At 72.5% G+C, this 24,977-nt stretch carries 28 protein-coding genes, 1 pseudogene and 1 riboswitch; of the genes and pseudogenes, 8 read left to right on the forward strand and 21 right to left on the reverse strand.

The genetic code is table 11. The features are described from left to right. The first annotated feature begins 115 nt into the window (after nucleotides 1–115). Nucleotides 116–664, forward strand: coding sequence for a TetR/AcrR family transcriptional regulator (locus ABC270_RS13980; protein ID WP_412881336.1), 549 nt, complete (start codon nucleotides 116–118; stop codon nucleotides 662–664). A gap of 66 nt (nucleotides 665–730) precedes the next feature. Next, the gene (locus tag ABC270_RS13985; protein ID WP_175329491.1) at nucleotides 731–901 is read left to right on the forward strand and encodes a hypothetical protein; all 171 of its coding nucleotides are present in this window, start codon (nucleotides 731–733) and stop codon (nucleotides 899–901) included. Nucleotides 902–1,408: 507 nt separating this feature from the next. On the opposite strand, the gene ABC270_RS13990 is transcribed toward ABC270_RS13985, so the two are convergent. From ABC270_RS13990 to ABC270_RS14035, 10 genes and pseudogenes are all read right to left on the reverse strand, one after another. Then, nucleotides 1,409–1,615, reverse strand: coding sequence for a hypothetical protein (locus ABC270_RS13990; RefSeq protein ID WP_412881337.1), 207 nt, complete (start codon nucleotides 1,613–1,615; stop codon nucleotides 1,409–1,411). A gap of 158 nt (nucleotides 1,616–1,773) precedes the next feature. Next, nucleotides 1,774–2,304, reverse strand: coding sequence for a hypothetical protein (locus tag ABC270_RS13995; RefSeq protein WP_412881338.1), 531 nt, complete (start codon nucleotides 2,302–2,304; stop codon nucleotides 1,774–1,776). Between the two features lie 67 nt (nucleotides 2,305–2,371). Then, nucleotides 2,372–3,049, reverse strand: coding sequence for a TetR/AcrR family transcriptional regulator (locus ABC270_RS14000; RefSeq protein ID WP_412881339.1), 678 nt, complete (start codon nucleotides 3,047–3,049; stop codon nucleotides 2,372–2,374). A 72-nt stretch (nucleotides 3,050–3,121) separates the two neighbouring features. Next, the gene (ribH, locus tag ABC270_RS14005) at nucleotides 3,122–3,601 is read right to left on the reverse strand and encodes a 6,7-dimethyl-8-ribityllumazine synthase (RefSeq protein ID WP_412881340.1); all 480 of its coding nucleotides are present in this window, start codon (nucleotides 3,599–3,601) and stop codon (nucleotides 3,122–3,124) included. 35 nt (nucleotides 3,602–3,636) lie between these two features. Continuing rightward, a pseudogene (gene ribB / locus ABC270_RS14010) lies at nucleotides 3,637–4,308 on the reverse strand (3,4-dihydroxy-2-butanone-4-phosphate synthase); the annotation flags it as partial. After that, entirely contained in the window at nucleotides 4,308–4,976 is a 669-nt protein-coding gene (locus tag ABC270_RS14015; protein ID WP_412881341.1) for a riboflavin synthase, read from the reverse strand. The gene ABC270_RS14015 and the pseudogene ribB, both read right to left, overlap by 1 nt. A gap of 81 nt (nucleotides 4,977–5,057) precedes the next feature. After that, nucleotides 5,058–5,191, reverse strand: a riboswitch (FMN riboswitch). A gap of 137 nt (nucleotides 5,192–5,328) precedes the next feature. Next, entirely contained in the window at nucleotides 5,329–7,755 is a 2,427-nt protein-coding gene (locus ABC270_RS14020) for a bifunctional lysylphosphatidylglycerol flippase/synthetase MprF (RefSeq protein ID WP_412881342.1), read from the reverse strand. After that, a complete protein-coding gene (locus ABC270_RS14025) occupies nucleotides 7,752–9,071 on the reverse strand; it encodes an alpha/beta hydrolase (protein WP_412881343.1) in 1,320 nt (439 codons plus the stop codon). Before ABC270_RS14025 ends, ABC270_RS14020 begins: the two co-directional genes overlap by 4 nt. 190 nt (nucleotides 9,072–9,261) lie before the next feature. After that, entirely contained in the window at nucleotides 9,262–11,484 is a 2,223-nt protein-coding gene (locus ABC270_RS14030; RefSeq protein WP_412881344.1) for a beta strand repeat-containing protein, read from the reverse strand. A 91-nt stretch (nucleotides 11,485–11,575) separates the two neighbouring features. Next, on the reverse strand, nucleotides 11,576–12,868 hold the full coding sequence (locus tag ABC270_RS14035) for a hypothetical protein (protein ID WP_412881345.1): 1,293 nt from the start codon (nucleotides 12,866–12,868) through the stop codon (nucleotides 11,576–11,578). A gap of 123 nt (nucleotides 12,869–12,991) precedes the next feature. On the opposite strand from ABC270_RS14035, the gene ABC270_RS14040 reads away from it, so the two are divergent. Beyond that, nucleotides 12,992–13,423, forward strand: coding sequence for a GNAT family N-acetyltransferase (locus tag ABC270_RS14040; RefSeq protein WP_412881346.1), 432 nt, complete (start codon nucleotides 12,992–12,994; stop codon nucleotides 13,421–13,423). Here the strand turns inward: ABC270_RS14040 and ABC270_RS14045 are convergent. Beyond that, complete coding sequence (locus ABC270_RS14045) at nucleotides 13,413–13,955, reverse strand: Lrp/AsnC family transcriptional regulator (RefSeq protein WP_412881347.1); 543 nt, start codon at nucleotides 13,953–13,955, stop codon at nucleotides 13,413–13,415. The two genes, ABC270_RS14040 and ABC270_RS14045, sit on opposite strands and share 11 nt — an antisense overlap. 208 nt (nucleotides 13,956–14,163) lie before the next feature. On the opposite strand from ABC270_RS14045, the gene ABC270_RS14050 reads away from it, so the two are divergent. After that, complete coding sequence (locus ABC270_RS14050) at nucleotides 14,164–14,598, forward strand: phage holin family protein (RefSeq protein WP_412881348.1); 435 nt, start codon at nucleotides 14,164–14,166, stop codon at nucleotides 14,596–14,598. 3 nt (nucleotides 14,599–14,601) lie between these two features. Here the strand turns inward: ABC270_RS14050 and ABC270_RS14055 are convergent, their stop codons facing one another. Further along, the gene (locus ABC270_RS14055; RefSeq protein WP_412881349.1) at nucleotides 14,602–15,117 is read right to left on the reverse strand and encodes a hypothetical protein; all 516 of its coding nucleotides are present in this window, start codon (nucleotides 15,115–15,117) and stop codon (nucleotides 14,602–14,604) included. A 19-nt stretch (nucleotides 15,118–15,136) separates the two neighbouring features. Next, a complete protein-coding gene (locus ABC270_RS14060) occupies nucleotides 15,137–15,526 on the reverse strand; it encodes a DUF5997 family protein (RefSeq protein WP_412881350.1) in 390 nt (129 codons plus the stop codon). A 33-nt stretch (nucleotides 15,527–15,559) separates the two neighbouring features. On the opposite strand from ABC270_RS14060, the gene ABC270_RS14065 reads away from it, so the two are divergent. Beyond that, nucleotides 15,560–16,336, forward strand: a complete 777-nt coding sequence (locus ABC270_RS14065; protein ID WP_412881351.1) for a LysR family transcriptional regulator substrate-binding protein — start codon at nucleotides 15,560–15,562, stop codon at nucleotides 16,334–16,336. 14 nt (nucleotides 16,337–16,350) lie between these two features. On the opposite strand, the gene ABC270_RS14070 is transcribed toward ABC270_RS14065, so the two are convergent. The 3 genes from ABC270_RS14070 to ABC270_RS14080 are packed head-to-tail and all read right to left on the reverse strand — an operon-like array spanning nucleotide 16,351 to nucleotide 18,271. Then, nucleotides 16,351–17,169 (reverse strand): DJ-1/PfpI family protein, encoded by an 819-nt coding sequence (locus ABC270_RS14070; protein ID WP_412881352.1) that lies wholly within the window; start codon nucleotides 17,167–17,169, stop codon nucleotides 16,351–16,353. 37 nt (nucleotides 17,170–17,206) lie between these two features. Next, a complete protein-coding gene (locus ABC270_RS14075; protein ID WP_412881353.1) occupies nucleotides 17,207–17,821 on the reverse strand; it encodes a DNA-3-methyladenine glycosylase I in 615 nt (204 codons plus the stop codon). A 33-nt stretch (nucleotides 17,822–17,854) separates the two neighbouring features. Next, the gene (locus ABC270_RS14080) at nucleotides 17,855–18,271 is read right to left on the reverse strand and encodes a VOC family protein (protein ID WP_412881354.1); all 417 of its coding nucleotides are present in this window, start codon (nucleotides 18,269–18,271) and stop codon (nucleotides 17,855–17,857) included. Nucleotides 18,272–18,369: 98 nt separating this feature from the next. Between ABC270_RS14080 and ABC270_RS14085 the strand changes: the two genes are divergently transcribed. After that, on the forward strand, nucleotides 18,370–18,900 hold the full coding sequence (locus tag ABC270_RS14085; RefSeq protein ID WP_412881355.1) for a hypothetical protein: 531 nt from the start codon (nucleotides 18,370–18,372) through the stop codon (nucleotides 18,898–18,900). Between the two features lie 251 nt (nucleotides 18,901–19,151). Here the strand turns inward: ABC270_RS14085 and ABC270_RS14090 are convergent, their stop codons facing one another. After that, a complete protein-coding gene (locus tag ABC270_RS14090; RefSeq protein WP_412881356.1) occupies nucleotides 19,152–19,478 on the reverse strand; it encodes a hypothetical protein in 327 nt (108 codons plus the stop codon). 21 nt (nucleotides 19,479–19,499) lie between these two features. Further along, a complete protein-coding gene (locus ABC270_RS14095; protein ID WP_412881357.1) occupies nucleotides 19,500–21,170 on the reverse strand; it encodes a sodium:solute symporter family protein in 1,671 nt (556 codons plus the stop codon). Between the two features lie 152 nt (nucleotides 21,171–21,322). On the opposite strand from ABC270_RS14095, the gene aroQ reads away from it, so the two are divergent. Further along, the gene (aroQ, locus tag ABC270_RS14100; protein WP_412881358.1) at nucleotides 21,323–21,775 is read left to right on the forward strand and encodes a type II 3-dehydroquinate dehydratase; all 453 of its coding nucleotides are present in this window, start codon (nucleotides 21,323–21,325) and stop codon (nucleotides 21,773–21,775) included. Nucleotides 21,776–21,973: 198 nt separating this feature from the next. On the opposite strand, the gene ABC270_RS14105 is transcribed toward aroQ, so the two are convergent. Then, nucleotides 21,974–22,570 (reverse strand): NAD(P)H-dependent oxidoreductase, encoded by a 597-nt coding sequence (locus ABC270_RS14105; RefSeq protein ID WP_412881359.1) that lies wholly within the window; start codon nucleotides 22,568–22,570, stop codon nucleotides 21,974–21,976. A 95-nt stretch (nucleotides 22,571–22,665) separates the two neighbouring features. Between ABC270_RS14105 and ABC270_RS14110 the strand changes: the two genes are divergently transcribed. Then, nucleotides 22,666–23,139, forward strand: coding sequence for an MSMEG_6728 family protein (locus ABC270_RS14110; RefSeq protein WP_412881360.1), 474 nt, complete (start codon nucleotides 22,666–22,668; stop codon nucleotides 23,137–23,139). Between the two features lie 251 nt (nucleotides 23,140–23,390). On the opposite strand, the gene ABC270_RS14115 is transcribed toward ABC270_RS14110, so the two are convergent. Beyond that, nucleotides 23,391–23,678: a hypothetical protein gene (locus ABC270_RS14115; protein ID WP_412881361.1), complete on the reverse strand. Its 288-nt coding sequence runs from the start codon at nucleotides 23,676–23,678 to the stop codon at nucleotides 23,391–23,393. Nucleotides 23,679–23,836: 158 nt separating this feature from the next. Further along, nucleotides 23,837–24,976, reverse strand: a complete 1,140-nt coding sequence (locus ABC270_RS14120; RefSeq protein WP_412881362.1) for a cysteine desulfurase family protein — start codon at nucleotides 24,974–24,976, stop codon at nucleotides 23,837–23,839. Nucleotide 24,977 lies beyond the last annotated feature (1 nt).

Genomic DNA, 24,977 nt, shown 5'->3' on the forward strand with positions numbered 1-24,977 from the left:
GCAGGCGCCGTGGAGGATGGCCCACGGCGCCTGCGCGCTGCCCGGCAGCGGTGCGCCGCCTGCCCGAGCGCGACCGCTGCGCGCTCCCCCGTCCCGCGCATGGCAGACTTCCGGCATGGCAAGCGCCCGCGATCGTGTCCTGGACAGCTTCGTCGCCATCGTGTGCGAGGAAGGCGAGCGTCCGGCGACCCTCGACGCCGTCGCCGCGCGCGCCGGCGTCTCGAAGGGCGGGCTCCTCTACCACTTCGGTTCGAAGGCCGCCCTCGTCGAGGGGCTCTGCAAGCGGCTCTCCGACCTGTCGCACATCGACGTCGAGCGGATGCGCGAGGCCGAGGACGGTGTCGCGCGCTACTTCGTGCGCAACTGCCAGTGGGTCGGCAGCGAGCTCGACCTCGCCCTCCTCGCCGCCAGTCGGCTGCAGCAGGCCGGGTACGAAGAGGCCGGCCGGACCCTCGACGACACCGAGAACGCCTGGCTCGAGACGCTCGTCGACGAGCTCGGCGACGAGCCGACGGCGCAGGCCGTCAAGCTGCTCGGCGACGGGCTCTACCACCAAGCCTCCCTCGGCGCGACGACGGACGTCCGACCCACCCGTGGGGTCGTCGACATGGAGGCCCTGCTCGCCGTCGTCGACCGCCTGATCGCCACGAAGCCCACGGCGTGAACCAGCACCCGCACTCCTGGGGATAGACTGGCGACTGCATCACCCGCTGATTCCGGAGGTACCACCGTGGGCCGCGTCATCGCCGCTGTTTTCTCGATCCTGCTGCTGCTGGTGTCGATGTACCTGTTCGGTTTCGCGTTCCAGGTCGCGTCGGGTCAGGCCTTCGTCTTCATGGGCGGCTTGATCCTCATGTGCATCTCGTTCTTCCTGCCGATCCACGTGTTCGGCAAGCGGTAGTCACCACCGCACGGCACGCACGGCCCCGCACCCTCCGGTGCGGGGCCGTCGTCGCTGATCCGCCCAGCGGGTACGGCCTGGAGGCACGGCTCACTTCCGGCGCGCAGCTCCCGTCCGCCGACCAACCTGCCCGCACCAGGGCGGCCAGGCCCCGCCAGGAGGTCGATGTCCGGCACTACTGCCGGATTGCCTGTCCTGTTACGAGCAGAGTCGCGATGGGCGGTCGGGGACCGGACGGTGGCGCGGGCGCGAGAAGTGACCCAAGGAGGCGGGCTGGACGAGGGACAGCCTCGGCGGGTTGCGATCGATCGGAGCCTCGAGTCCACCTCTACCCCTCACTCTCTGGCGGTGATGAACCCTGGTGGGAGCATCCCGTTTCCGATCTGGATCGTCGTTGTCCTTGCGCTCGTGGCGGTAGGCGGTGTCCTCGCCTTCACACGAGGACGACGGAAGTGACGTCGATCGCATGGCTCCAGCCAGCGCGATGCGAGGCGGTCAGCTCCGTGCTCACCCGAACCCCTGCCCGAACGTGGTGAAGATCCCGAGGAACACCTCGGCGGCGGCGAGCACCCATCCGGTGATGATGATCGGGAACCACGGAAGTTCTTCCCGGTAGAGCTTGCCTGTTCGGCGCGAATCGACGACGTGACAGACGATGCCGCTCGCGAACGACAGAGCGCCGATGATGAACAGGGCAGTGGCGAGAGAGCGCATGCTCTCGATCCTGCCGACGCCATCGGGTCTTCGCCGAAGGGCGACCGGGAGCGGATCCTCTACCGACCCCAGCTGGCCACGGACCGACAGCGCGCGACGGTCGTCAGGGGCGCACCGTGGACGGCGTACGTCAGCACCGCCCGCGTGGCACCCGTCCGTCAGGCGGGCGGTTCCGGCGCCGCCCGCTCACCGACAGCACGAGCGTGCCGCTGCTGGCCGCGCCGGGCGAGAGCACCCGCGGCACCGGCGGCGAGACTGATCGGCGCGGTGACCGGAAGGGAGTCGAGACCGAGGACCCAGGCGGGTACCGCAGCCATGGCCCCGGCGAGCAACGCGGTCACGATCACCTGCGTCCGCGGTCGCCGCGCCCGCTCGAGCAGACGGCCCGCAGCGTAGGTGACCGGGACGGTGACGAACGCGGACCCGAGGACGAACAGCGCCGAGACCCCGTCGACCAGCACGATCCAGCTGACGGTCCCGCCGATCGCCGACCACCACGGCCCGCCCGTGAAGACCCACGAGTCCGAGAAGAACGGAGCGAGGAACACCCCGAGCAACGACGCCGCCGGAAGCGTCGCACCGAGCATCCAGGCTGCGGCACGAGCGTTCAGCGCCCCGGCGTCCTCGACGGTCCACCGCTGCGCGACGCCCGCCTGCACCGGGTCTCGGCCCTGGTCCGGACCGGTCACCGCAAGACCCCCTCGAGCCGTCGCATGATCGCGACGGGGCTGGTCGTGTCGTCGAGCTCCCGGCGGATCATGCGTCGTCCCGCCCGGCCACGATGCCCACGATCTGCGTGACCGACCGGCGGAACGGACGGACCCGGAGCATCGGCAGCGCGAACCGCAGGACCCCGAGCACGGCGTCGACGAGCCGGTCGGTCCGTCGCTGTCCCGGTGAGGCGTCGTAGACCCAGAAGAGCGTCAGCAGGAGGTAGGCGGTCCAGAGCGCATGCGGCAGGTCGGTACCGAGGGTGCCCGGCAACGGCGCGCGCGATCCCTGCACGGCATCACGGAAGAGTCCGAGCACGATGTCACGAGCCGGCGCCGACTCGGCGGACATCGGGTTGTTCGGCGAGCCGGGGGCGATGGCCGTCGTGAGGAACTGCGGCGCGAGCGCGTGCCATGAGCGCAGGTTCCCGAGGCCGGTGCGCACGACGATCCCGATCCGGGTGGCGAGGTCGTCCACGCCCTCGAGCAGCGGTTCGGCGAGGGCGCGGTGCTCGCGCTGCACCTCGACGTACAGCTCCTGCACGAGGTGGTCCTTCGTCGGGAAGTGGTAGTAGGCGTTCCCGACGGAGAGGCCGGCCTCGTCCGCGATCCCCCGCATGGTGGTCGCGTCGTAACCCCGCTCACGCAGCGAGCGCAGGGCGACCTCGCGGATGCGGGCACGGGTCCGCTCACGCTTCGTTTGCGGAGCATCATTTTCGAACACGTTCAAAAACTACACCCCGGACATGCGAGAACGCACCCCTCACCGGAGGGGTGCGTTCTCGAGGGGCGTCGGTCAGGCGGGGACGTGCAGCGACCGCAGGGTGACCGCGGTCGCGATCGCCGCGTGCGCAGCCTCGGCGCCCTTGTCCTCCTTCGAACCGGGCAGCCCCGCGCGGTCGATACCCTGCTGCTCGTCGTCGAGGGTGAGGACACCGAAGCCGACCGGCTTCCCGGTCTCGATCGCGACCCGGGTGAGACCGCTCGTCGCCGCGTCCGACACGTACTCGAAGTGCGGGGTGCCGCCCCGGATGATGACCCCGAGGGCGACCGCCGCGTCGAACCCGGACTCGAGCGCCGTCTTCGCCACCACCGGCAGCTCGAAGCTCCCGGGCACGGGGATGACGGTCGCGGACGCGCCGAGCCGCTCGACCTCGCGCTGCGCCCCCGCGAGGAGGCCCGCCGCGATCACGTCGTGCCACTGCCCGGCGACGATCGCGACCCGCACTCCGGTGCCGTCGACGTGGCCGCGCTCCGCAGCTCCCGCTCCGCTCATCGTGTCGTTCCTTCCGTGGGCGACTTCCCCGCCCGGTCGGCCGCGTCCAGCCACTCGACGAGCGCGGCGATGGTGATGACGGGCACGTCCTCGCGCGCCCCGAGTTCGACGAGCCGCGGCAGCCGCATCATGCTGCCGTCCTCGTCGACGATCTCGCAGATGGCCGCCGCCGGGCGGAGGCCCGCGGCGGTCACGAGTTCGATGGCCGCCTCGGTGTGGCCCGCACGCTCGCGGACACCGCCGGGGCGGGCACGGAGCGGCACGACGTGGCCGGGACGGTGCAGGTCGGACCGGACGGACGCCGGGTCGGCGAGCACCCGCAGGGTCCGGGCGCGGTCGTGCGCGCTGATGCCCGTGGTGATGCCCGAGGCGGCGTCGACGGTGACCGTGTAGGCCGTGCCGCGCGGGTCCTCGTTGTGCGCCACCATCGGCGGCAGGTCGAGCGCGTCGGCGATCTCGGCCGACACCGGCGCGCAGACGAACCCGGAGGAGTGTGCCACGGTCCACGCGATCCACTCCGGGCTCGCGAGTTCGGCGGCGAGGATGACGTCACCCTCGTTCTCCCGGTGCTCGTCGTCCGCGACGATGACCGGACGGCCGGCGGCGATCGCGGCGACGGCATCCTCGACGCTCGACAGTCCCGGGACGCGGTGCTCGCCCGGGCCGGAGGTGACCGCGTCCGCGACGTGCGTGACGTCGCCGACCATCACCGCGCCTCCAGGACGGTGTCCGCCGCAGCGGCACCACCGGCGGCCGACGCCGCGGCGTCGAGCCGCAGCATCCGCCGCACGTGCCGGGCCAGCACGTCGGTCTCGACGTTCACCCGGTCCCCCGGCACCCGGAGCCCGAGGGTCGTGGCCTCGAGCGTCTCCGGGATGAGGCTGACCTCGAACCACGCGGCGTCCGGGGCCGTGTCCTCCGACGAGACCGCACTCACCGTGAGGGACACGCCGTCGAGTGCGATCGAGCCCTTGTCGACGACGAGCGGGCTGAGCTCGGGTGCGAGCGAGAACCGCACCCGCCGCCAGCCGTCGCCGTCGGACGTCTCGAGCACGGTCGCCGTGCCGTCCACGTGGCCCTGCACGATGTGACCGCCGAGGCGGTCCCCCACCGACGCGGCGCGCTCGAGGTTGAGTCGGTCGCCGACGACGAGCGCGCCGTGGGCGCTCATGTCGAGCGTCTGCTTCATGACGAAGGCGGTGAAGGTCTCGGGGGTCTGCTCGACGACGGTCAGGCAGACCCCGGAGGTCGCGATGGAGTCGCCGTGCGACGCGTCCGCGACGACGAGGGGGCCGCGGACGGTGAGCGCGACGGAGTCGCCGTGCTGCTCGACGGCGGTGACGGTGCCGAGTTCCTCGATGATGCCGGTGAACACTGGTGTCCTCTCAACGGGACTCCGGGTGTGGCCGACGGACGTCGACACGGGCGGACGGGTCGACACGGTCGACCTGCCCGTCAGCGCTTCCTCCCATCCGGACTTTCACCGTCGGTCCTGGAATCCCACCAGGTCAACCTCTGCCGGGTTCACACCCGTCATCAGTTCGTGGACTGTCACCACCGGTTCGGACTTGCACCGACCCCGGAGCGCTTGCGTACCGGGAACGATACCCCACTTGCATGACGGTCTGGTTGCGCCGGTCGCGACGGTTGCGTCCCGTGACACGGGACCGCCTGGAGGCGCGTGGCGGGTCCGCCACGCGCCTCCAGGCCGTCCGGTGGTGCGTCGGTCAGCCACGCCCGCGCGCGAAGGCGACCGCCTGCCGGAACGACAGGTCGGGCAGGTACGCGCGCACGACCGCGATGCCGATGGCCGGCAGCGCCACGGGGTCGGGGTAGGCGAGCACGAGGGGGTGCAGTTCGGGGCCGAACTTCTGCTTGAAGCGCAGCAGCGAACGGAAGCCGTACACCGGCTCGAGCACCCCGCCGACGAGCTCGAGGAGGTTCTGCACCCCGTCCGCCGGCGCCTCGGGGTTCGAGACCTGCGCGAGTGGCGCGGCCGACAGGCTGAGCCGTTCCGCCCCGTCCTCCCGCATCTGCTCCGCGGCACTCGCGACGAGGAACTCCATGACGCCGTTCGGCGCGTGGTCCGTCCGGCGCATCACGTCCAGGGTCCACCCGACGACCCGGCCGTCGCGGTGGCTCGGCAGCCAGCTCGTGACCGCGAGGACCGTGCCCTCGACGTCCTGCGCGACGAGCGTCCGGACCGCAGGGTCCCGCATCTCGTCGACCCCGCCGAGCGTGAAGCCCATCTCGGGGAGCTCGCGTTCGGCCACCCACTCCTCCGAGATCGCCTCGATCTGCCGGACGGTCGACGCGGGGAGGTCCTGCCAGGACGACCACGTGGCGGTGATCCCCTCGCGCCGGGCCTTGTTCACGGCGGTGCGGACGTCCTGCTTCTTCTTGCCGGTCGTCGTCCAGGTGCGGGGATCGAAGTCGGCGTCCTCCGCGACCGGCAGCGTGCCCCACCCCTGCCGCGTGAGGTGGCCAGCGACGTCCGCCTCGATGCCGTAGAAGGCTGCTGTCCAGCCGTTGTCGTCGCAGTACCGGGCGAAGTCCGTCAGCGCACGCTGCCGTGCATCGGGCCAGCCGAACGGTCCGCCGACCGTCACCGCCACCGCACCGTTGCGCCGGAAGGCCACGCCCGCGCGACCGTCGGCGGCGAACCAGTACTGGTTGCCGAGCCACGTCGTCATCCAGCCGAACGTGTCGCCCCCGCCGGCGAGCAGCAGTGCCCGGGCACGTTCGCGGTCGGCCCGCGAGCCGTCCGCGTCGGTGTCCGGTTCGACCGCGCCGGTCGGCCGCACCGCGGCGAGCGCGACGACGACCCAGAGCACCGGCCCGCTCAGGCCGACGACGAGCCGGAGTGCGGGGTCGAGCGACGGCAGCCGGTCCCAGAACGACACCGGCGCGAGCGGGCCGAGGGCGGCGAGCGCGAGCCGGACGGGGTCCTCCACGCGAGCCGGCGACGATGCCGCGACGACGAGGACGATCGTCACGAGCACCAGTGCCGACGCTCCGACGGTGATCGCGAACCCGACGACCCGACGACGGGACGGCAGCACGGTGAAGGAGCGACGGAGCAGGACGAGCACGACGGCGGTCGCGAGCGGCACCACGATCGACGCGGCGATCGACACGTCGACGACGAACTGGTCCTCGAAGCCGTGGAGGGCCGTGACACGCCCCGGGACGAGTCCGTAGGTGACGGCGGCGGCCACACCGGTGACGACGTCGACGACGACGACGAGCCACACCGCGAACCGGCTGCCGCGGAAGAGCCCGAGACCGCCGACGAGCAGCACCAGCAGCGGTGCCACGGCGAGGACGAGCGTCCACGGGTCGGTCGCGCGGAACGACAGCAGTCCGCGGAGGCACTCCCCCGCGACCCCGTCGGCCCGGCACCCGCGCACCGGGCTCACCGGCCCGGCGCCGACGACCGCGGCGAGCGGCGCGAGCAGTCCGACACGCGCCCGCGAGACGAGCGCGATGACGGGACCGACCGCCGAGACGAGGACGGCGGTCCCGAGCAGCACCCGGATCTCCCGGTGGGAGCTGCGGAGCCACCCGGTGCGCTTCGGCGTCCGTCGGAGCAGCTCGCCGAGCACCCAGCCGGCGGCCGCGGCGAGCACGGCGTACAGGTCCGACACGTGGCCGGCGTAGAGGAGCAGCGCCGCCACGACGGCGAGGGCGTTCACCCGGATGCGCCGCCGCCAGAGCGTGCCGGCGAACGCGCTCGCGGTGACGATGGTGCCGACGATCGCGGTCCACGGGTCGAACGCTGTTGCGCGGCCGAGCAGGAGCTGCGCGACGTTGCGGCCGTCGCTGTCCACGAACGCGGTCAGTGCGCCGACCCCGGTGCCGACCACGGTGGTGACGACGAACGCGACGATCGTCCGCCACGGCCCCATGAGGCGTTCCGACGCACCGATCAGCAGGACGACGCCGGCGATGGTCACGAGGATCGCCACCACACCGGTCGATGCAGCGAAGACCCGGAACGGGCCGAACGACGCGGGCTGCACGCCGTGCTGCACGCGGAGGACCACGCCGGCGACGGAGGTGACGAGGACGAGCAGGGCGAGCGCCGCGGTGACCGGGTACCGCCCCAGCGTCTGCTGCACACGCCCCGGCCATGCGCGGGTCTGCGGACTCACAGCGCACCGCTCGTGGGGAGGCCGAGGTGGGCGATCACCGGCGGGAGACCGTGGGCGAGGACGTAGCGGACGGTGTTCCAGTCGTGCGCCGACCCGGGCGAGACGATGACCTGCGTCGCGATGCCGACCTTGCGCGCCGCCGCGTCGAGCATCGCGGTCGACTTCCGGTACGGCGCGTCGTCCTGCCCGACACCGAAGACCGTGAGGTGGTCGACGTAGTGTCCGTGCGCCGCCATGAGCGCGGCGGGTGCGGCGGCGCGGTACTTCGCCGCGGAGCCGTCGAACGCGACCTTGATGCTGTTCGCCACGCTCCCGGTCAGCGGTGCGGGCTCGCTCGAGATGGCGAGTGCCGAGCCGAAGACGTCCGGGAACTCCGAGGAGAACTGCATCGCGCAGGTCGCTCCCTCCGAGAACCCGGCGACGGCCCAGCCGGACGGGGCCGCGGCCACCGGCAGGTGCTTCCGGATCCAGTCGACGGTGTCGGTCATCACGTAGGTCTCGCTCCGTCCGAGGCGCCGGGAGTCGACGCACATCGGGTTGCGGTTCGGTGCGCCGAGCTGGTCGGGCGACACCACGATCGGGGCCAGCCCACCGTGGGCAGCAGCGTAGCGGTCGAGGAACTTCCCCATGTCGCCGGTCTGGAACAGGTCGGACGGCTCCCCGGGTTGCCCGGAGAGCGCGACGATCACCGGCAGGGTCGGCGGGTGCGCCGTGCGTGCGGCCGGTGGGAGCCAGACGACGGCCTTCCGCGCGTGGAAGTGGGAGACCGTCGCCGGGATGCGGACGCTGATCGCCTCGCCCTTCGCCGGCATGCCGGCGGGAGCGTGCCACCCGGACGGGTCGACGGCGGGCCGGGTGGTCGGCCCCGTCGCGAGCACCGGCAGGTCCTTGTACGGGTACGGATTGGTGACGAGCGCCTGCTGGATGTCCTTGTAGAACCCGAAGTCGACGTTGACGCCGAGCCCGGCCGCGAGCACGACGGCGCACGCGGCGCCCAGTGCGACGACCCGTCGACCCCACCCGCCCTGCACGGCGACCGTCAGGAAGAGGGCGATGCCCGCGACCGCGAACGCCACCCACATCCGGGTGATCGGGGTGAAGGCGACCCCGAACGCGTCCTGGACGTCGCCGAACCACCACACGAGGCCGAGCCCCACGAGCGCCCCGATGCCCATCGCCGCGATCCGGACGAGGAACCGCGGGAGCGACCACGGTCGGACGACGAGCGCCCAGACCACCAGGAGACCGGCGACGATGTCGACCGGGACGAGGACGTCGCTGTCCGTGATCTTGAGGCGCAGGAGTTCGTGGAGCACGTGCCAATCGTGGCCCCGGCGGGCTGCCGACCAGCCGCCGAGGCGCTTCCACTGCTCACAGGATCAGCATCACCACCTTCCAGGATGCGTCCGGGCTGCTCACAGGTGCAGGTCCAGCAGGCAGCGCGGTGCGCCGGGACCACCCGCGAGGGTGGTCCCGGCGCGACCGCCGGGTCGGCGACCCGTCCGGTCAGGGCCGACGGCGCAGCGTGAGCACTCCGGCACCGGCGAGGAGCAGGAGCAGCGCGGCGGTCAGCGGCAGGACGGGCGACGGTGCGCCCGTGTAGGCCAGACCGGTCGCGGTGCTCCCAGAGGTGGTGCCGGCAGCGGCGGCCGTGGCCGCGGTGACGGCGGCCGACCGGGAGGCACCGGTCGCCTCGGTCGCGACGACCGCGGTCACCGGGGTGGTCGCCGTCACGGGCGCCGCCCCGGTGGTCGTGCCGGTGCCGGCTCCCGGCGTCGACCCGGTCCCGGGGTCGGTCGTGCCGCTCCCCGGCGTCGTGCCCGTGCCGGGGTCCGTGCCGTCACCCGGGTCGGTGCCCGTCCCGGGGTCGGTGCCGTCACCGGGGTCCGTACCCGTCCCGGGGTCCGTGCCGTCACCGGGGTCCGTGCCCGTGCCCGGGTCGGTCCCGGCGCCCGGCGTCGTGCTGGTGCCGTCACCGATGATGCCGATCCCGTTCCCGCCGACCGTCACCGGCAGGCTGATCACCGGGGCGACCTGCGTGCCCGAACCGATCCCGTCCGAACCGTCCGTCGTCCCACCGGCAGACGGCGTCGAACCCGTCGAACCCGCAGGCGCCGTCCCGGCCGTCGAACCCGAGCTCGTGCCGTCACCGACGACCCCGATCCCGTTCCCGCCGACCGTCACCGGCAGGCTGATCACCGGGGCGACCTGCGTGCCCGAACCGATCCCGTCCGAACCGTCCGTCGTCCCACCGGCCGACGGCGTCGAACCCGTCGAACCCGCAGGCGCCGTCCCGGCCGTCGAACCCGAGCTCGTGCCGTCACCGATGATGCCGATCCCGTTCCCGCCGACCGTCACCGGCAGGCTGATCACCGGGGCGACCTGCGTGCCCGAACCGATCCCGTCCGAACCATCCGTCGTCCCACCGGCCGACGGCGTCGAACCCGTCGAACCCGCAGGCGCCGTCCCGGCCGTCGAACCCGAGCTCGTGCCGTCACCGACGACCCCGATCCCGTTCCCGCCGACCGTCACCGGCAGGCTGATCACCGGGGCGACCTGCGTGCCCGAACCGATCCCGTCCGAACCGTCCGTCGTCCCACCGGCCGACGGCGTCGAACCCGTCGAACCCGCAGGCGCCGTCCCGGCCGTCGAACCCGAGCTCGTGCCGTCACCGACGATGCCGATCCCGTTCCCGCCGACCGTCACCGGCAGGCTGATCACCGGGGCGACCTGCGTGCCCGAACCGATCCCGTCCGAACCGTCCGTCGTCCCACCGGCCGACGGCGTCGAACCCGTCGAACCCGCAGGCGCCGTCCCGGCCGTCGAACCCGAGCTCGTGCCGTCACCGACGACCCCGATCCCGTTGCCGGAGATCGTCACGGGCACCGACACGAGTCCACCGACCTGCGTGCCGGAGAGAAGCCCGTCGGATCCGGACGTGGTCGCCGGGGATCCACCCGAGGACGACCCGGTCGGACCGGCGCCGGTCGTCGAACCCGAGGCCGTGCCGTCGCCGAGGACGCCGATCCCGTTGCCCGACACCGTCACCGGGACGGACACGACGGGCGCGACCTGGGTACCGGCGGCGGTGCCGTCGTCCCCTGAGGTGGTCGGTGCCGACGTGGCGGCCCCTGACGGAGCCGGAGCCGGTGCGGGCTCGGCGGACGGTGTGGACCCGCTCGCAGCGTCCCCGCCGACGGCGATCGCGTTGCCCGTCGCCGACACCGGCACGGACACGTCGCCGGCGACCTGGGTGCCGGAAGCGGTGCCGTCGGCACCCGAGGTGCTCGGGGTCGCGGCGGCCGGGGTCGTCGACGCCGAGGACGCCGGGGCGGCCGGAGCGGCGGTCGACGCGGCGTCACCCGCGACGCCGATCGCGTTCCCGGAGACCGTCACCGGGACGCTGACGTCCGGCGCGACCTGCGTTCCCCAAGCGGTGCCGTCCGCGCCGGAGGTGACCGGAGCAGGAGCAGGAGCCGAAGCCGGAGCCGAGGGCGCCGGGGTCGACGCAGCGCCGGACCCGGTCGCCGTGGAGACCGCGTCGCCGAGGACGCCGAGCGCGTTGCCGGAGACGGACACCGGGGCGTCGACGGACGGGGCGACCTGCGTGCCCGAGACGGCTCCGTCCGCTCCGGAGGTCGTCGCGGCGTTCGCTGCCGCTGCTCCCCCGAGGGTCAGGCCGCCGACGAAGAGGGCGAACCACAGCCCTCTCGAGACGTACTTGTTCATGGTCGTTCACTTCCTGATCGAGATCGTTGCCCGACCGCGGTCACGGTCGGGGGTGTGTGTGTGCCTGCCGAGGCGGACAGGCGCACCGATCTCAATCAGGGGCGACGTCGTGGTCGCCGACGAGGGACGCGGGGACCACGTCGTCGGCGAGGGAGCCGCGTGACCCCGCGGCGAGGGAGAACCGGGCGGCCGAGCCGGCCGCGGTGGCGACCGGCGCACTCGGCCCAGAGCCATTGGCGGCACCGCCGGAGGTCCCGGTGGCGCCGGGGCCGTCGGCCGGCAGGTGCACGGGGGCACCGCCCTCCGGCACGAGGAGCGCGCGCCCGTCGACGACCACGGCGGCCATTCCGGGAGCGCCGAGCAACGCGTCACCGACCGCGGCGGCCCGAACCGCCGAGACCGGTGCCGCAGCGTCGGCCTGCCCGGCCTGACGCGCGGAGGCAGGAGCCGTCGCCGCGACCGGCGTGCCCGCTGAGCCGCTGCCCCCCGGGGGCAGGGCGGTCCCGGTGACCGGGGTCGTGCCTCCAGGCAGGGTCGTCGTGGGCGGCACCGCGCTGCCGAGCGGCGGGAGCACGCCTCCCGGCGTGAGCGGGACCGTGCCGTCGACCACGCCGGGGAGGTCGCCGACCGTGCCGCCGACGCCACCGAGCGTGTCGTCGACGAGCCCGGTGACGGGCGACGTGACCGTGCCGAGGGCGTCGTCGCCGATGACCGGTCCGACGACCGGCAGCCCATCGACGACACGGTCGAGGGCGTCGACGAGACCGGTCACGGGGCGTGCGTCGGTGAGCTCCTGCACGGTTCCGGTGACGGGGTGCAGCGCCGTCGCGAGCGTCCCGGTCAGCGGCCGGGAGGCACTGGTCGCCTCCGTCGCGGATCCCGACGCGGTCGTCGGTGCGGGAGACGGTGCCGCGGGCTCCGCGGGGACGTGTGCATGCGGCGCCGTGGGCGCCGGTGCCGCCGTGTGGACGGGTGCGGCAGGTACCGGGGCCGGCCGCACGGCGGGGTGCGCCGGAGCGGACTGGGCCGGGGCAGGCTGTGCTGCGGGCGCCGGCGCCGGCTGCGCCGCCGGCGCCGGGGGCGTCTCGGGCGCCGGGGACGCGGCCTTCGGAGGCTTCGGCGCGACGGCGGTGCGGACGGGGTCGACGGCCTCACCGACCACGGAACCGACGCCGCGCGTGACACCCTGCGCGGTCGACCCGAGTCCCTCGGTGACCCCGCCGAGCAGGCCGGGACGGTCGGAGGCGGACACGGCGGACGTCGGAACGGCGGTCGACGCCGAAGCGGACCGCACGCCGAGGACGAGGGAGAGCAGCACGAGGGCAGCAGCGAGTCCGACGCCCAGCAGGACGTACCGGACCAGCGCGCTCAGGGGTGCACGCATCGCCTGATCCATGCGCTCACCTCCTGATCCTGGCTGCGCACGTAGAGTGGTTGGCCGGTACGGTACGCCCGTCCGACCGAAATCGCACCCCCTTTCATGGGGGATCGTCAGGAAAGGCCGGCAGTGGTCCCGATCTTCAGCGCCCCGACCCGCAACCTCGACCCCGTGACGCTGCACGAGATCCTCCGGCTGCGGCAGGACGTCTTCGTCGTCGAGCAGGGCGCCGCCTACGACGACATCGACGGCCGCGACCTCGAGCCGGGGACGGTGCAGTTCTGGGCGGGACGCGGATCGGTCGATGCGACGGTCCGACTGCTCCGCGAGCCGGACGGCAGCGAGCGCATCGGTCGTGTCGCCACGGCTCGGCACGCCCGCGGTCAGGGGCTCGCCGGACGGCTCATCGAGGCCGCGATCGCCGAGGCCCGTGCCCCCGAGATCCAGCTGGGCGCGCAGGAGCACCTCGAGGACTTCTACGGCCGGTTCGGCTTCGTGCGCTCCGGTGCACCCTACTCGGAGGACCGGATCCCGCACATCCCGATGACCCTCACCCGCTAGGCCGCGACGCTCGCCACCGGCGGAGTTCGTCGAAGGACCGGCCCTGGTGCGTCCGGTCGGCCACCAGCCGCTCGAAGACGATGTTCGTCTGGGTGGTCGCCACGGAGGGGTCCCCGCTCAGCTCGTCGGCCACGAAGTCCCGGAGCTGCTCGGTGGACGTGCACGCGATGTGCACGAGGAAGTCCTTGTCGCCCGCGAGGAACGACACGTCCTGCACGACGGGCACCCGCAGCAGCCGCTTCGCGAACTCCCGGAGCTCGTGCCGTGCAGCGGCGTGCACACGGACCGACACCATCGCCTCGATCGCGAACCCGAGCCGTGCGACGTCGACGTCCGCCCGGTACCCGCGGACGACCCCGGCATCCTCGAGGGCACGGACGCGGGCGAGGCACGTGGAGGGGGCGATGCCGACGGCGGCCGCGAGGCGGTTGTTCGGGATGCGGGCGTCCTCGGCCAGGGTCCACAGGATGCGCTCGTCGACCTCGTCGAACCGCGGGGTGGGGTCAGGACGGCGGGCGGCTCGGTCGGACATGGCACGACGCTACCGCTCCGTGGGGCGACGGCACGACCCGAGGACGCTGGCCCGTCTCCGCGTCCGTGTCACTCCGATCCGGAGCGACGCGTAGCGTGGCGAGCCACAGCCGAGCCAGGCGCAGGCGCAGGCGCCCCAGGCTTGCGCCGGTGAGCCTCGCACCCGAGCGCAGGCCGGCCATCCCACTGCGCCGACGAACAGGAGTCCCGTGAGCACCACCGAACCCGACGACCAGGACACCCCCAAGCCGTCCTTCCGCGACTCCGTCACGGCCGGGCTCGTGCAGAAGGCCCTCGAGCCGCTCCTGCGCGCCGTCCGCGAGGAGGTCGCCGCGGCCCGCCGCGAAGTCGGAGCCCGCGCGAAGGGCGCGAGGACGGGCCTGGTGCTCACGGGCGTGGCCGTCGCGTTCGCCCTCACCACGCTCGTCCTGCTCGCGGGGTTCGTGGTGGCCCTGCTCGCGCTCGCGCTGCCGGTGTGGGCAGCGACGGGGATCACGCTCGTCGTGTTCGCGGTCGTCACGGGCGTCCTCGCGGTGGTCGGGGTCCGGGGCATCCGCCGCGGTGTCCCGCCGGTGCCGAAGGACACGCTCCGCGCCGCGAAGGACCGCGTCTCGCGGTCGTCCGAGGAACCGGCGCGCGACTGACCGCTACATCGCGAGCGTCATGCCGACCACGGCGACGGTCATCGCGAAGACCTCGCCGCTGCGGACGGCACGTCGGTCCTCCCGCGCCCACTCGTGGCGCAGCAGCCAACCGCTGAACGCGCAGTAGCCGATGACGCCCGCGCCGAGCACCGCCGTGAGCGCGATGCCGTGACCAGCGTGTCCGTCGACGGCACCGGTCGCGTGGCCCATCAGGAGCATCCCGGCCATCACCACCGCCGAGAGCGCCCGGTGCACGTCCATCGGTTCCGCCCGGCGGCCGTCGGCCCGACGCCGTCGCACGACGGGCAGCGGCGCGAGCAGCAGGAGGACCGTCGCTGCGAGCAACGTCCACACCGCGCCGGCGTGCACGACCGGCAGCAGCATCGCGATGAGCATCACGGCCGCCGGGACGATCACGGCGACGCGCGGTCGGTAGCGGTCACCGACGATGCAGCACACGGAGGCGAACTGCGGCACGACGAGCATCGCGTCGGCGACGGTCTCGTGCACGGCGGTCATCGGTGGGCGGGAGGGGTCGTCAGTCCTCGGCGCGAGCGGCAGCCTTCGCCGCGCGGTCCTGCTTCACCCGGGCGTTCTCGGCGTGCACCGCGGCCTGGGTCGCACGCTCCTGGACGAGCCACTCCGGCATCTCCTGCAGCAGCGTCTTGATCTCCGCCGTGGTGAGCGGCTCGTCGACGCCGGCACGGGCGAGCCCGGAGATGGACACACCGAGCTTCTGCGCCACGACGGGCCGCGGGTGCGGGCCGTCTCGACGGAGGTCCTCGAGCCACGCCGGCGGCTCGGTCCGGAGCTCGTCGAACGCGGTCCTGCTGATCGGCGCGCCACGGAAGGACTCCGGGGCGGCCGACAGCAGGATGCCGAGCTTCTTCGCGGCCGTCTCGGGCTTCATGGTCTGTTCCTGCGCCATGCACACCAGGGTACGGCCCCTATGCTCGGTTGCATGACCGAGGCCCTCACCATCGCCTTCGTGCCCGGGGTCTCCCCTGCGAAGTGGGCCCGCGTCTGGCGCGAGCGGTTCCCCGACACCGAGCTCCGCCTCCGACCGATCGGTGCGGACGAGGTGGACGATGCCCTCGCCGGCGAGGCCGACATGGCCTTCGCGCGCGAACCCGTCTCGGAACGGCACAACGCGATCCCGCTCTGGACCGAGACCGCGGTGGTCGCGATGCCGAAGGACTCCCCGCTCGCTGACCTCGCCGAGGTCGACCTCGCCGCGACCGACGTCCACGTGGTCGACGCCGGCCCGGTGCCCGCCGACGTCGCCGCGACGCTGGACCTGGTCGAGGCCAACGTCGGCGTCGCGGTCCTGCCGCAGTCGTTGTTCCGCGCGGCGAGCCGGAAGGACCTCGTCGCCCGGACGCTCGCCGACGCAGCGGGCACCCGGATCCTGCTCGCCTGGCGCACGGAGGACGCCTCCGCGACCACGGAGGAGTTCATCGGCGTGGTGCGTGGTCGGACCGCGAACAGTTCCCGAGGTGGTCAGGACCAGCCGGGAGGCACGGACCACGCCGAGGAGACCGGCTCGCGCCCGTCGCGCGCCGGGTCCGGATCCGGTTCCCGCGGCGGCAAGGCGACGGCGGCGAACAGCCGCACCACCGCCAAGCGCGGTGCCACGAAGGGCACCAGCGGGAAGACCGGCGGCGGCAAGGCCGGGCGCGGAAAGGTGCAGCGCGGCATGAAGGGCAAGCCGAAGCGCGGTTCCAAGGGCAACCGCTAGCGGATGGCCTCGCGTCAGCGGATGACCGCTGCCGCCGCCCGCGCGACCCGCTCCCCACGTGCCGCCTCGGCCGCGGTACGCGCCTCGGTGACGAGTCGTGCATCCGCCCGCTCCGCAGCCCCGGCGTCGAACGGCGGCTGCGGGTCGTACTCGATCTGCAGCTGGATGCGTTCCGCCGCCGGACGCCCCGCGAGTTCACCGGCCAACCACAGCGCCATGTCGATCCCCGCGCTGACCCCGGCCGCGGTGACCACCGCACCGTCGTCGACGATGCGCCGCTCCACCGGGTCCGCGCCGAACGCCGCGAGCATCGGCTTCGAGGCCCAGTGCGTCGTCGCGCGCTTGCCCGCCAGGAGCCCCGCCGCTCCGAGCACGAACGCGCCGGTGCACACCGACGTCACCCACGTCGCCTGCTCCGCCGTGCGCCGGACGAACGCGACGACGTCCGGGTCGAGCATCGCCTCGAACGCGCCGTCACCACCGGGGACGACGAGGACGTCCGCGGCCCGTGCGGTCGTGAACGTCGCGGTCGGGACGAGCGCGAGCCCGCAGTCGCTCGGGACCGGGTCGAGGGCCGCCGCGACGTACTGCACCGAGGCCCCGGGGACGCGGGCGAGCACCTGCGCCGGACCGGTGAGGTCGAGCTGGGTGACGTCCGGGAACAGGAGGAAGGCGATCCGGACCTCCGCCGGGTCGTGCGCCGGACGCGTGTCCCCCGGCATCTCCGGCTCGGGCGCGGCGGTGTCGACGGGGACCGCGACGTGCTCGGCGCCGATCGGCTGCACCGGCACCGTCCGAGCGTGGTGCGGAGCAGGGTCCGGGTCCGTCGTCATGCTCCGACCGTAGCCCCGCACGCGTTCCGGCGACCGCTCAGCTCCAGACGCCGGAAGTCCCCCGACGGTGGCTGCCGAGCAGGTGCGTGTCGACGATGCCGAGTGCTTCCATGAGCGCGTACATCGTGGTCGGGCCGACGAACGCGAACCCACGCTTCCGGAGCGCCTTCGACAGCGCCACGGACTCGTCCGACTTCGTCGGGACGTCGGCGAACGTGACCGGCTCCGGCGTCCGCTCCGGCCGGAAGGACCACACGAAGTCGGCCAGTCCCCCGTCCTGACGCAGGGCGATCGTCGCGTTCGCGTTCGTGATCGTCGCGAGGATCTTCGCCCGGTTCCGGACGATGCCGGCGTCGGCCACGAGTCGCGCGACGTCGTCCTCCCCGAACCCGGCGACGGTGTCCGGGTCAAAGTCCGCGAAGGCGCTGCGGAACGCCGGGCGCTTCGCGAGGATGGTCCGCCACGACAACCCGGACTGGAACGCCTCGAGCGACAGTCGCTCGAACACCCCCCGCTCGTCACGGACGGGCATGCCCCACTCCGTGTCGTAGTACGTGCGGAGCATCTCGTCGGTCGACGCCCAGACCGGGCGGGCGAGACCATCCGCACCGACGACGAGGGACTGCGGGACGACGGGTTCTCCGGTGCTCACGCACCCATCCTGTCGTCCACCGCCGACACGCTGCTACTCGCTCGGCGGGCCGTCCTGCATGGCGGCCTGGTCCATCCACACGAGCTCCCACCGGTGGCCGTCCGGGTCGGTGAAGCTCCGCTGGTACATGAAGCCGAGGTCCATCTCGGGCCGGTCCTCGCTCCCACCGGACATGACGGCAGCGTCGACGATCCGGTGCACGTCGTCCTTCGAGTCAGCGCTCAGGGAGTTGATCACCTCGATCGTGTCCGGCCGGGCGATCGTCTTGTCGGTGAACTCGGCGAACTTCGCGTGGGTCAGGAGCATCACGTACACGGTGTCGCTGACCACGGCGCACGCGGCGGTCTCGTCGGTGAAGTCGGGGTTGATCGTGTAGCCGAGGGCCTCGTAGAAGGCCTTCGACCGGTCGAGGTCGGCGACCGGCAGGTTGATGAACACCATGGTGGGCATGAGGGCTCCTTCGCTCCCCCAGAACCTCTCGCACCCATCGTCGCGCCGCAAGCACGGTTCCGATCCGGAACGATTGTGATACGCAATATGCTACGAGGATGCACCGCGCGTACTGCGACGAATCAGAGCCCGGCGGCGGACTCGACCACTCTACGTACATCCTGGCCGCGGTGGTCGTGGATGACTCCGAGCGTGATTCCCTCCGACGGACCGTCGAGCGCTTGCGACCGGCACGGATGAGGAAGTTGCACTGGTACGAGGCGATCGAGGTGCAGCGTCACACCTGGCGCGGCCTGCTCAGGCTGGCGGTCGCGACGATCATCGTCCGCTACGACGGCGCGCCGGCTCGTGCGGAACGTCGTCGCCGGCGCTGCCTGGAGCGCCTGGTGTTCGAGCTGGAGTCCCGCGCGGTTCGCCACGTGACGATCGAGTCTCGCGGGCCGGCACTCGACCGCGCCGATCGCCGAGTACTCGACGCGTTCCGGACGCAGGGGGCCGGCCGGTCGATCGTGTGGGATCACGCTCGCGGCGACGCAGAGCCCCTCCTGGCTCTCGCGGACATCGCCTGCGGTGCACGCGGAACACTGAGGGATGAGCACCTTGACGTGACCGAGATCACCGTCGCGTGATGAAGCGGCTCCGACAGCGCAAATCCCCGGGCCCCGCGCTCGCTGCAGGTAATCCGGGGATCACTTCCGACCGAGAGCACTCGATCGACATATCAATACTAAGCGCGCGCTTGCTCGGGTGTCAACGTCACGCGACCCTGATGACAGCGTCAGCGGTGCGACGGACGCGCACCGTGCCTCCAGGCCGACGCCGCCAGGAACGACCGACGGCCGCCCGCCGGAGCGGACGGCCGTCGGACCGGTGCGGTGTGTCAGGCGCGCTCGCGGCCTTCGCCGGCCGCCTTCTGGTGTTCCTCGGCCTCGGCCTGGCCGATGATGTCCGCCGCGGGCACCGGGTTCAGCCGGTCCCACAGGAAGAAGAGCAGGCCGCCGACGAGCAGCGAGAGCCCGACCCACAGGTTGATGTGGATGCCGCCGGTCTTCTCCGGGTCGGTGCCGTAGTTGACGATCCCGACGATCGTCGTGATCACGCCGTAGACCACGAACAGGCCTCCGAGGATGCGGCGCAGGTCGAGTCGGCGGGTGGAACGGACGAGGGCCTGCTGCTCCTCGGTCATCGTGGTGGTGTCGTCACGCATGAGCGATCTCCTTCGAGCGGATCAGAGGAACGGGAGGTAGAGGGCGACGCACAGCACGAGCGCGACGGTCCCGAGGAGGGCCGGCGAGCGGTACCACGCGGTGTCGGTGGCGACGGCCCCGGCGGTCATGTCGATCTTGCCGACGCCGTAGACCAGCCCGCCGAGCTCCGACACGTCCTTCGGCTTCGTGGCGAGGGACACGGCCACGGCGACGACGAGCACGGTGACGAACGAGATGATCGCGCCGTAGAGCGTCTCTGCGGTGGCGGTGGCGAACAGCTTCGGGTTCACGAGGTACGCGATCCAGGTGATCGTCGGGGCGACGATGCCGAGGATGTACCCCCAGAGCGCCCCGGCGGTGGTCATCCGCTTCCAGAGCAGACCGAGGATGAAGACGCCGAAGAGCGGTGCGTTGAAGAACGAGAACAGCGTCTGCATGTAGGTCATGATGTTGCCGGCCTGCGCGGCGAGGAACGCGGTCCCGATGCCGACGAGGACGCCGACGACCGTGACCCAGCGTCCGGTCTTCAGGTAGTGCAGGTCGGGCATGTTCGGCTTGATGTAGCGCTGCCAGATGTCGTACGTGAAGACGGTGTTGAACGACGACACGTTCGCGGCCATGCCTGCCATGAACGAGGCGAGGAGGCCCGTCACCGCGATGCCGAGCACACCGGTCGGCAGGTACATCTGGATGAGCTTCGGGATCGCGTCGTTGTAGGTGAGCGCACCCGAGGCGAACTGGTTGCCGACGACGGCCGCGGCGATGAGACCCGGGATGACGACGATGAACGGGATGAAGAGCTTCGGGATCGCGGCGATGAGCGGGGTGCGGCGCGCGGCCGACATGTTCTTCGCCGAGAACGCGCGCTGGACCTCGGTGAAGTTGGTGGTCCAGTAGCCGAACGAGAGCACGAAGCCGAGGCCGAGCACGATCGCCAGCCAGTTCGCCCCGATCGGGTTCGTGACGTCGCCGATGCCGGTGCCTGCCCAGGCCTGGAGGTGCTGCACGCCCTGCGTCTGCTTGATCGCCTCGGTCAGACCACCCCAACCGCCGACGCGGTGGAGACCGACGATCGTCAGCGGCACGAGGCCGGCGATGATCACGAAGAACTGCATGACCTCGTTGTAGATCGCGCTGCTCAGGCCACCCAGGGTGATGTAGGCCAGGACGAAGGCGGCGGAAACGAGGATCGCGAGCCACTCCGGCCAGCCGAGCATGGCCTCGATGACGATGGCCATGGCGTAGAGGTTGATGCCGGCGATGAGGACGTTCGACACCGCGAACGCGATCGAGTTCACCAGGTGCGGCGCCTTGCCGAACCGGCGGAGCATGAACTCCGGCACGCTGCGGACCTTCGACCCGTAGTAGAACGGCATCATCACGAGCCCGAGGAACACCATCGCCGGCACCGCGCCGATGAGGTAGTAGTGCAGGGTCGCCATGCCGATCTGGGCACCGTTCGCCGCCATGCCGAGGATCTCGGTCGCGCCGAGGTTCGCGGACACGAACGCCAGGCCCGTGATCCACGCCGGCATCGACCGGCCGGACAGGAAGAAGTCCATGCTCGTGCGGACCTGCCGCCGGGCGGTGAACCCGATGCCGATCACCACCGCGAAGTACACGATGATCATCAAGTAGTCGACCCAGCCCAAGTCGAGCCGGATCCCGCTGTTCGCTGCCGCGAGAACCATTCACACTCCACGTCGATGTGTTGCAGCCGACAACTCCGCCGGCCCGGACGGAGACGCTACACCTGTTTGTGACCGTTCACATAGCCGACACATGTTCCGCCCCGGCACGCCCGTGCCGCTCCGTGCCGGCGACCCCTCGCTAGGCTCGGCGCATGACCGCACCGCGCATCCTCGTGCTCAACGGCCCCAACCTCGACATCCTCGGCCGTCGCGATCCGGCGCAGTACGGGACGACGACGCTCGCCGAGATCGAGGCCATCGTGCACACCGAGGCGGCGGTCCACGAGCTCGAGGCCGACTTCCGGCAGACGAACCGGGAGGGCGAGCTCGTCGAGTGGCTGCACGAGGCGCTCGACGACTTCGTCGCCGTGGTGATCAACCCCGCGGCCTACGCCCACACCTCGGTCGCCCTCCACGACGCGGTCGAGGCACTCACCGTCCCGGTCGTCGAGGTGCACCTGTCCAACACGTGGAAGCGCGAACCGTTCCGGCACGTCGACCACGTCGCGACCGCGGCGAGCGCCGTCATCGCGGGCGCGGGCGCCGACGGGTACCGGCTGGCCGTCGCGCACGTCGCGTCGCTCGTCGCGGACCCCACCGACTGACGGCCTGAAGGCGCGGTGCGGGCCCGCCCCGTGCCTCCCGTCCGGCTGCTGGTCGCGCCGCGTCGCGAAGTTCCAGAATCGTGGCATCTCGCCGCCCCTGCGGCCCGTCTCGGGAACCGCGGCGAACGTGAGCGGGGAGTCGTGGAACCTCGCCCACTCGCGGCCGCCTGCGTTTCGGTCGCTTCGGGTCGCGATCCGCTAGAACTCGGCGGGGCGGCGCACGTCGGTGGCGCCTGCGGTCGCGAAGCCCCCGCGGATGATGGGGAGCGCGCGTCGCACGGCCTGGTCGATGCGGAGCTCGAGGTCGACGCTCGCGATGTCGTAGCCACCCTCGCGCTTGGTGAAGTCGCGCTCGTTGCCGAACACGCCGAGCGGCAGGGTCGTCGACTGGAAGAAGCCGAACAGCGGGCGCATCTGGTGCTCGACGAGCAGGGCGTGCCGGTCGCTGCCCCCCGTGGCGGTCAGGAGCACCGGGGTGTCGACGAGGTCGTACTGTCCGACCCAGTCGAAGAAGAGCTTGAACGCGCCGGAGTACGCGGCCCGGAACGCAGGGCTGCCGACCACGAGGACGTCGGCCGACTCGACGAGCTCGAGTGCGCGGATCGTCGCCGGGGCCATCGCCTCGCGCGATCCCGCCGCGCCGAGGTCGGCGAGCAGCGGACCGATCTCCACCGTCTCGGTCCGGGCGTCCTCGAACTCCTGCCCGAGGCGCTCGACCGTGGCGGCGACCAGGGTCGAGGTCCGTGACGGGTCCGACGGGCTGCCGCTGACGCCGACGACGAGTGCTGCGCTCATGTCCTCGATGCTCACACGCTCCACTCTCCCGTGGTGTGCGTGTGACGGCATGTGTCGGGGAGCCCTGCCAGCGCGCTGCGGGTAGCGTCCGGTCGATGCAGACCTTCCTGCCGTACGCCGACTTCCGTGCCTCGGCCGAGGTGCTCGACGACCGTCGGCTCGGCAAGCAGCGGGTCGAGACGCTGCAGGTCATGCGAGCCCTGACCTTGCCCGGCTACGGCTGGCAGAACCACCCGGTGACCGCGATGTGGCGCGGGTACCGACCGGCGCTCATGGCCTACCAGGACGCGACGTGCGCGGTGTGGGTCGAGCGTGGGCACCCGGACACCTGCCGCGACAAGACCGTGGCGGACCTGGCGCTCGTCCCGGAGGACCTCGAGGCCTACGCCTCGGGCGACTTCGCGGTGCCGCCGTGGAATGAGGACGAGGCGCTGCACCGGTCGCACCGCTCCAAACTGCTGCAGAAGGCGCCGGAGTTCTACCGGCCGCTGTTCCCGGACGACCCGGACGACCTCGCCTACGTCTGGCCGGGCACGGTCGCGGTACCCACGCGCGACCGACGCCGCTGACGGGAGCGCCGACCGAGGGTCCGGGCGGACTGCTCGGGCGGGTGCGACACCGGGCCCGCCGTGGGCGTCAGGGGGACGGCGTCGCAGGGTCGACGCCACGCCCACGGCGGGTCGCGGTGTGCGGCGGGGCACGACGACAGGGGGATGTCGTGCCCCGCGCCGGACGCAGATCAGGGGGTCGCGTCCGGCCGGGAGCACCGCCGACCCACAGGGGGACGGGTCCGACGGTGCCGGTCCGGTGGGGCCGTTCCTCAGAGGGGGTGTTCGGTGTCCTCTCGGTACCGGTCCGATTCGGTCGGTGCAGGCATCGACCGGTGCTCAGGGGTGGCTGCTCTGCCGACGGCCGGCCGGATCATCGGGAGCAGGGCGCTCCCGACGGTCGCGAGGGCTCCGACGACGGCCACGACCGCGAGGGGTCCGGCGCCGAGGTCGTGCTGGGCGGCCACGACGAGCGCGAGCACGGTCGCCGGTGCAGGGAGGAGCTGGACTGCCCGGAAGCGGTCCTCCCGCCGGACCCGAGTCGTGATCGCGTTTGCCATGCAGACAGCCTGACGCACTTCTCGGGTCCGCAAAAGGGGGGACACGTCCCCACTCATGGAGTAGAACGTCTAGTCCACCTCTGGGGAGTGACGGATGCCGCAGTCGAGCGATGAGCGCCGGGGCTGACGACGAGCGCCCGAGGCGGGCGACGACCGTCTCAGGCCAGCGCGCGGACCGCTCGGACGGCGTCCCGCACGGCACCGACCACCACGGGCACGTCGGACGGCGTGAGGGACTCGTCGAACGTCAGCCGCACCGCCGACCGCGCCGTGTCCTCGTCGAGTCCGAGCGCCGTGAGGACGTGCGAGGCCTCCGTGCTGCCAGCCGCGCACGCACTGCCCGACGACGACACCACGTCCCGCTGCTCCAGCTCGAGCAGGACCGTCTCCCCGTGCACCCCCGGGAAGCAGAACGACGCGTGTCCCGGGAGCCGCGACGTCCGCGACCCGGTCACGAACGCCCCGGGTACGGCCGCGGTCACCCCGTCCAGCACGGCGTCCCGCACGGCCGTCGCGCGGACCGCGGCGTCCGACCGCTCCCCCGCGTGCAGCGTCAGCGCGGTGGCGACCGCGACGGCACCGGCGACGTCCTCGGTCCCGGACCGCCGCCCGCGCTCCTGCCCACCCCCGTGCAGGAGCGGTTCGAGCGGGGTCCCGGCCCGCACGACGAGCACGCCGGTCCCCTTCGGTGCGCCGAGCTTGTGCCCGGACAGCGAGACCGCGTCCGCGCCGGTGTCCGCCGGCCCGACCGGCAGCCACGGCGCGGACTGCACCGCGTCGGTGTGGAACCGGGCGCCGACCCCGTGCGCCACCGTGGCGAGCGCGCGGACGTCCTGCACGGTCCCGACCTCGTTCGACGCGTGCGCGATCGTCACGAGCGTCGTGTCGGGTCGGAGCGCGTCGGCGAGCACGTCGGGATCGACGACACCGTCGCGGTCGACCGCCAGCACGGTCACTGCGAAGCCGTGGTGCCGCTCCAGGTACCGGCAGCTCTCGAGCACGGCCTCGTGCTCGATCGCGCTCGTGACGACGTGCCGACCCCGCGGCGCCGCGAGCGCGATGCCCTTGACGGCCGTGTTCGCACCCTCGGTGCCGCCGGTGGTGAACACGACCTCGGCCGGTCGGCAGCCCAGCACCCGGGCGACGGCGGACCGGGCGTCGGCGAGCCCCCGCGCGGCCGCGTCGCCCACACCGTGCGTCGACGACGGGTTGCCGAACGTGCCGGTGAGGTACGGCCACATCGCTTCGAGGACCTCGCGGCGGACGGGCGTCGTGGCGGCGCGGTCGAGGTAGAACACG

This window comes from Curtobacterium phoenicis (genome assembly GCF_047238015.1).
GTDB lineage: Bacteria > Actinomycetota > Actinomycetes > Actinomycetales > Microbacteriaceae > Curtobacterium.

What these genes read in the sequence shown, in the direction of transcription:
- ABC270_RS13980 (WP_412881336.1), top strand. Translation starts at nt 116, where the DNA reads ATGGCAAGCGCCCGCGATCGTGTCCTGGACAGCTTCGTCGCCATCGTG.
- ABC270_RS13990 (WP_412881337.1), bottom strand. Translation starts at nt 1,615, where the DNA reads ATGCGCTCTCTCGCCACTGCCCTGTTCATCATCGGCGCTCTGTCGTTC.
- ribH (WP_412881340.1), bottom strand. Translation starts at nt 3,601, where the DNA reads ATGAGCGGAGCGGGAGCTGCGGAGCGCGGCCACGTCGACGGCACCGGA.
- ABC270_RS14030 (WP_412881344.1), bottom strand. Translation starts at nt 11,484, where the DNA reads ATGAACAAGTACGTCTCGAGAGGGCTGTGGTTCGCCCTCTTCGTCGGC.
- ABC270_RS14035 (WP_412881345.1), bottom strand. Translation starts at nt 12,868, where the DNA reads ATGCGTGCACCCCTGAGCGCGCTGGTCCGGTACGTCCTGCTGGGCGTC.
- ABC270_RS14045 (WP_412881347.1), bottom strand. Translation starts at nt 13,955, where the DNA reads ATGTCCGACCGAGCCGCCCGCCGTCCTGACCCCACCCCGCGGTTCGAC.
- ABC270_RS14055 (WP_412881349.1), bottom strand. Translation starts at nt 15,117, where the DNA reads ATGACCGCCGTGCACGAGACCGTCGCCGACGCGATGCTCGTCGTGCCG.
- ABC270_RS14060 (WP_412881350.1), bottom strand. Translation starts at nt 15,526, where the DNA reads ATGGCGCAGGAACAGACCATGAAGCCCGAGACGGCCGCGAAGAAGCTC.
- ABC270_RS14065 (WP_412881351.1), top strand. Translation starts at nt 15,560, where the DNA reads ATGACCGAGGCCCTCACCATCGCCTTCGTGCCCGGGGTCTCCCCTGCG.
- ABC270_RS14070 (WP_412881352.1), bottom strand. Translation starts at nt 17,169, where the DNA reads ATGACGACGGACCCGGACCCTGCTCCGCACCACGCTCGGACGGTGCCG.
- ABC270_RS14080 (WP_412881354.1), bottom strand. Translation starts at nt 18,271, where the DNA reads ATGCCCACCATGGTGTTCATCAACCTGCCGGTCGCCGACCTCGACCGG.
- ABC270_RS14085 (WP_412881355.1), top strand. Translation starts at nt 18,370, where the DNA reads ATGCACCGCGCGTACTGCGACGAATCAGAGCCCGGCGGCGGACTCGAC.
- ABC270_RS14090 (WP_412881356.1), bottom strand. Translation starts at nt 19,478, where the DNA reads ATGCGTGACGACACCACCACGATGACCGAGGAGCAGCAGGCCCTCGTC.
- ABC270_RS14095 (WP_412881357.1), bottom strand. Translation starts at nt 21,170, where the DNA reads ATGGTTCTCGCGGCAGCGAACAGCGGGATCCGGCTCGACTTGGGCTGG.
- aroQ (WP_412881358.1), top strand. Translation starts at nt 21,323, where the DNA reads ATGACCGCACCGCGCATCCTCGTGCTCAACGGCCCCAACCTCGACATC.
- ABC270_RS14105 (WP_412881359.1), bottom strand. Translation starts at nt 22,570, where the DNA reads ATGAGCGCAGCACTCGTCGTCGGCGTCAGCGGCAGCCCGTCGGACCCG.
- ABC270_RS14110 (WP_412881360.1), top strand. Translation starts at nt 22,666, where the DNA reads ATGCAGACCTTCCTGCCGTACGCCGACTTCCGTGCCTCGGCCGAGGTG.
- ABC270_RS14115 (WP_412881361.1), bottom strand. Translation starts at nt 23,678, where the DNA reads ATGGCAAACGCGATCACGACTCGGGTCCGGCGGGAGGACCGCTTCCGG.